General features: G+C 58.6%; 3 protein-coding genes. 1 reads left to right on the forward strand and 2 read right to left on the reverse strand.

The window, feature by feature from the left end:
- The coding region (locus AAAB16_RS24345) for an FAD-dependent oxidoreductase (RefSeq protein WP_340665664.1) at positions 1–504 on the reverse strand (504 nt) is incomplete at its 3' end.
- Positions 505–751: 247 nt separating this feature from the next.
- Here AAAB16_RS24345 and AAAB16_RS24350 point away from each other — a divergent pair.
- Complete coding sequence (locus AAAB16_RS24350) at positions 752–2155, forward strand: adenosylmethionine--8-amino-7-oxononanoate transaminase (RefSeq protein ID WP_340665665.1); 1404 nt, start codon at positions 752–754, stop codon at positions 2153–2155.
- A 135-nt stretch (positions 2156–2290) separates the two neighbouring features.
- Here AAAB16_RS24350 and AAAB16_RS24355 read toward each other — a convergent pair whose 3' ends face one another.
- Positions 2291–3589 (reverse strand): OprD family porin, encoded by a 1299-nt coding sequence (locus tag AAAB16_RS24355; RefSeq protein WP_340665666.1) that lies wholly within the window; start codon positions 3587–3589, stop codon positions 2291–2293.
- Positions 3590–4047 lie beyond the last annotated feature (458 nt).

Genomic DNA, 4047 nt, shown 5'->3' on the forward strand with positions numbered 1-4047 from the left:
GATCTGGTCGAGGGCGAACAGGGTGTTGTTGGCGGCCGGGTTCATTGGGTCAGTGATCGAAGCGGCCAGGTCGTCCAGGCTTTTGTCGAAACGCTTCAAGCCTTCAGCGGTTTCCGGCTGCTTGGTGGCCAGATCGGCGGCGCTGAAATACTCGCCATTGATCAGGTAGCTGGGGTTACGCACAAACTCAGGCGCAGGCAGGGTTTGCAGCTTGAAGGTGTCGAGGTAGCTATTAAGGGTCGGCTGTACTTTCTTGCCGCCGATCCACTCGCTGGTAGCCAGGCCGGAACGACCACCGATGCTTGGTTTGGCTTCCAGCAGCGTCACTTGCCAGCCTTTTTGTTGCAACTCATAGGCGGCGGTCAAACCGGACAACCCACCACCGACCACAATCGCCGTCGGTTGCTTAGCAGCAGCCGGGGCCAGTTTATCGGCGGCCTGCGCAGCCACGCTGAACACACCCATCGCAAGCAGCGCCAAGGCGCGCAAACCGGTCCGTAACATGCCCTACTCCTCACCCGGCTCCGCAGGCAGCGGAACACTTTAGATGGCGCGCAGGATACGCCACGGCCGTACCCCGAACCAGCGGAGCCCGTCGGACAAGTGCCTGTAAAACCTGGGCTTTCGCGATTGCCCGTTGTTCCCAGGCGGCCCATTGCATAGGCTGGCGCCCCTGTTTGCCAGCACGGCGTGCCTCGCACCTAGCGGGCCTGCGTCTGTACAGCTGCCTCGAATGCCTTGGAGTTTGCACATGAGCCTGAACAATCAGTGGATGCAACGCGACCTGGCGGTGCTTTGGCACCCCTGTACGCAGATGAAAGACCACGAGCAATTGCCACTGGTGCCCATCAAGCGCGGCGAAGGCGTCTGGCTGGAAGACTTCGACGGCAAGCGCTACCTCGATGCGGTGAGTTCCTGGTGGGTGAATGTGTTTGGTCACTGCAACCCGCGCATCAACCAGCGCATCAAAGACCAGGTCGACCAACTGGAACACGTGATCCTCGCCGGCTTTAGCCATCAGCCGGTGATCGAGTTATCCGAACGCTTGGTGAAACTCACCCCGGCCGGGCTCGACCGGGTGTTCTACGCCGACAACGGTTCATCCGGCATTGAAGTGGCGCTAAAGATGAGCTTTCACTTCTGGCGCAACAGCGGCCAGGAGCAGAAAAAGCGCTTTATCACCCTGACCAACAGCTACCACGGCGAAACCATTGCGGCGATGTCGGTGGGCGATGTGGCGCTGTTTACCGAAACCTATAAATCGCTGCTGATGGACACCATCAAGGTGCCCAGCCCGGACTGCTACCTGCGCCCTGAGGGGGTGAGCTGGGAGGAGCATTCGCGCCTGATGTTTGGCCATATGGAACAGGCGCTGGCGGAGAATCACCAAGACGTGGCGGCGGTGATTATCGAGCCGCTGATTCAGGGCGCCGGCGGTATGCGCATGTATCACCCGGTGTACCTCAAGCTGCTACGCGAAGCGTGCGACCGCTATGGCGTGCACCTGATCCACGACGAAATTGCCGTCGGCTTTGGTCGCACCGGCACCCTGTTCGCCTGCGAGCAGGCTGGTATCGCGCCGGACTTCCTGTGCCTGTCCAAAGCCCTCACTGGCGGTTACCTGCCGATGGCCGCCGTGCTGACCAGCGAGACGATCTACCAAGGCTTCTACGACGACTACCAAACCCTGCGTGCCTTCCTCCATTCGCACACCTACACCGGCAACCCGCTGGCCTGTGCGGCGGCGTTGGCGACTCTGGATATCTTCGAGCAAGACAACGTCATTGAAGCCAACAAAGCCCTGAGCGCACGCATGGCCAGCGCCACCGCGCATTTGGTCGACCACCCCCATGTCAGCGAGGTGCGGCAGACCGGCATGGTGTTGGCGATTGAAATGGTCCAAGACAAAGCCAGTAAGACCCCGTACCCCTGGCAGGAGCGGCGCGGCTTGAAGGTGTTCCAGCATGCGCTGGAGCGGGGAGCGTTGCTGCGGCCGTTGGGCAGCGTGGTGTACTTCCTGCCGCCCTACGTGATCACGCCGGAGCAGATCGACTTTTTGGCCGAGGTGGCCAGTGAAGGGATTGATATCGCCACGGCGACAAAAACATCGGTAGCCGTCAGCGGCCGTCACCCGAACTTCCGTGATCCGGGTTAAAGACAGCGTTCACATCACACACCGTCATTCCCGCGAAGGCGGGAATCCAGGATTGGGCAGGAAATTCTATTTCCCTGAAGATTCTGGGTCCCCGCCTGCGCGGGGACGACGGCGTATTGTTTGGTTACGCAGGGCTTACAAGATGCTGAGCGGGTACTCGACGATAAAACGAACCTGATCCGAGTTGGCGTCCGAGGTGCCGGAAATACGGTGAGTCGCCTGACGTACACGGAACGACAGGTCCTTGGCCGGGCCGCTCTGCACGACGTACTTCACCGAGATATCCCGCTCCCAGTGTTTCTCGTTGTCAGCGTAGTAAGCGTATGGGCTGCCCGCTTCGATGCGGTCGCCTTCCACGTTGTCGCCTTTGGTGTAGCCCGCATAGAACGTCAGACCCGGTACGCCGTAGGTGGCCATATTCAGGTTGTAACCCAAACGCCAGGAACGCTCTTCCGGACCGTTGAAGTCCACCAATTGCATGGAGTTGGCCAGGTAGATGGAGTCTTGGAAGACGCCGCCGCCGAGCACCAGATAATCAAACGGCGTGTCGCCATGAATCTTCTGGTAGGCAAGGGTCAGGGTGTGCGCGCCAAAGGTATAACCGGTAGCAAACGACCACGCGGTGGTGTTGATGTCGCCGGCAAGCGATTTGCCTTCGTCCAAGGTGCGGTAAATGTTGAAGTCAAAGCTCAGGGACTGTTCGTCGTTCAGGGTCAGCACGTAGTTGCCGTTACCGTAGTACTGCTTCCACAGGTCTTCATAGCGCGACGCGTAGGCAGTGACGCTCAGGCTGTCGGTGATGCTATAAGCGGCGCCAACGTAATCAACATCGCCGCCCTCTTTACCCGCGTAGCCGGCGTAAAAGCCGTCATGGCTACCGGACTGGTTGTTGTCTTTGGACGAGGTGAAATGACCGGCGTCGATTTTCAGGCCCTTGATTTCGGCACTGTCCAGCTGGAAACCGGTAGCGGTTGCCGGCACCAGGCGCGCGTCCGCCACGGCGATAACCGGGTTATAGGGACGCAGGTCGCCGTATTTCAGAACGGTATTGGAGAGCTGCATCTTTACCGCGCCGCCCAGGGAGGAGAAATCATCCTCGCTGTCGCCGCTGGAATTGCTCGGCAGCATTTTCGAACCGGCGCGGCCACTGCCGCTGTCGAGCTTGATACCGGCGTAGGCGCTCATGTCCACACCAAAACCAACGGTGCCCTGGGTAAAACCAGAGACATAGTCCAGCTGGAAGCCTTGGCCCCACTCACGGTTATCCGCTGTGCCGGTGTCATGGCGATCCATGTTCCAGTACAGGTTGCGCGAAATCAGGTTTAGCGTGCTGTCTTCAACAAAGCCCTTGGAGTCTGCCTGGCCAGCATTTACGGCCGACATCGACAAGGCGCTGGCCACGGCCAGGGCTAATCCGGTGTGTTTCAGTCTCATCTGTATTCCCCATTGAAATGAAAGTGTCGGCATAGCACCCGCACCAGTGCCCGGGCGTCTTTCAAATGGGTTGAGCTGGAATAGCCACCTACTGCTCGGCAGTGGCCATCCGCTCACTCAGTCTGTGGTGCTGGGAGATGCAATCCGCAGCACACGCCAAGTTACCCATGGCCCCGAAAACCTGAGCCCCATGCATTCCCCCATGTATAGCAACTTGGCAATGTTCAGATCACGACACTTTCACAATCTATAGCGCCAACTACCGACCGCTAAAAACCTGACCACTTGTTACAACTTTTCTACTTCAATCGCCACGTTCAACGACGCATAAACCCGGAAAATTCGCGCACCCACGATCAGCCTGAAACCAGCGCTTTAGAGCCATCCAGCCAATAAATCAGATAATTTCAGCCAACTAACTTCCGTCATATCCGCAGGGTAAAAACTCATTAATAACC

It is taken from the genome of Pseudomonas sp., from assembly GCF_037994325.1.
Taxonomy (GTDB): domain Bacteria; phylum Pseudomonadota; class Gammaproteobacteria; order Pseudomonadales; family Pseudomonadaceae; genus Aquipseudomonas.